The sequence below is a fragment of the Leptolyngbya sp. CCY15150 genome, assembly GCF_016888135.1.
Taxonomy (GTDB): Bacteria; Cyanobacteriota; Cyanobacteriia; order RECH01; family RECH01; genus RECH01.
In genome coordinates, this window is the sequence record NZ_JACSWB010000222.1 from 1 (window position 1) to 1,063 (window position 1,063).

General features: G+C 49.3%; 2 pseudogenes. Both read left to right on the top strand.

The window, feature by feature from the left end:
- Positions 1-203: pseudogene (locus JUJ53_RS17915) on the top strand (IS4 family transposase); the annotation flags it as partial.
- A gap of 229 nt (positions 204-432) precedes the next feature.
- Positions 433-1,063: pseudogene (locus JUJ53_RS17920) on the top strand (IS1 family transposase); the annotation flags it as partial.

The window sequence follows — 1,063 nt, forward strand, 5'->3', positions numbered from 1 at the left end:
AGTATGTAGGACGTATCCAAGAGCACCACGATAAGACGCCTCGCCAGAGTGATTTTAGTCTGGGGCTCTATGGTCAACGATGGATCTATGCGATGGACTTATGGGCCGACTGGGCATTCCAACTGATAGCACTCAAACCCCATAAACGGCTCTATTTTCAGCGCGGGTTCTATGCGCTATCCCTGTTGCAGCAAGCTCTCTAGGGACGTTGTCACCCGTTCAGCGATTTATCAAATCAAGCATGGTCTGTTGTCCAACTATTTGATAACGCAACTCAAGCAACCGGCGATCCCAATGGTTCTTGCGTAAGTCCTGTCATTTTGACCAGTAGCTTGTCCAATCCGCCAAATCCTGAACGAAAGAATGAACTTTTCCAAGAACTCTATTGAGCGTTGCATAATATAAAATGATGTGGAGTCAAGGGAGTCCATCATGAATTGTCCTCATTGTGCCAGCGCCAACGTTGTCAAGAATGGGCATCGCAATGGCAAGCAAAGCTACCTGTGCCGAGACTGCCGCCGCCAGTTCCGAGACAATCCTCAACAGGGATACAGTCAAGAAGTCAAAGCCTTGTGTGTCACCATGTCCCTCAATGGTATGGGATTTCGAGCCATCGAGCGCGTGACTGGCATCAACCATAATAGTGTGATCAACTGGGTGCGCCAAGCTGCAGCAGCTATCCCTGAGGAGAATTATGAGATTCCCGAAACGGCCCAACTCGATGAGTTAGAGACCTTTGTGGGTCAAAAAGCGGTGCGACCCCGCGTCGGTTTCCGGCGCTAGGGAACGCGCACCAAGACAAACAAACTTTGGTTGTGGACGGTCGTGAATACAAAACACCCAGGCATTCTCCAGTTTGTGGTAGGAGACCACTCTCTAGAAACGTTTAAGCCCTTGTGGCAGATTGTGATGGGTTGGGCTTGTTTTCTGTACATCACCGATGGGTATAAGGTGTACCCTTGCGTGACTTGGCTCGATTGCACCGTAAGACGTTGTGTTATTCCAAATCGGTTGACATGCTAACGACATCAGTCCGGTTACTCATCTACTATCTCAAGCATCG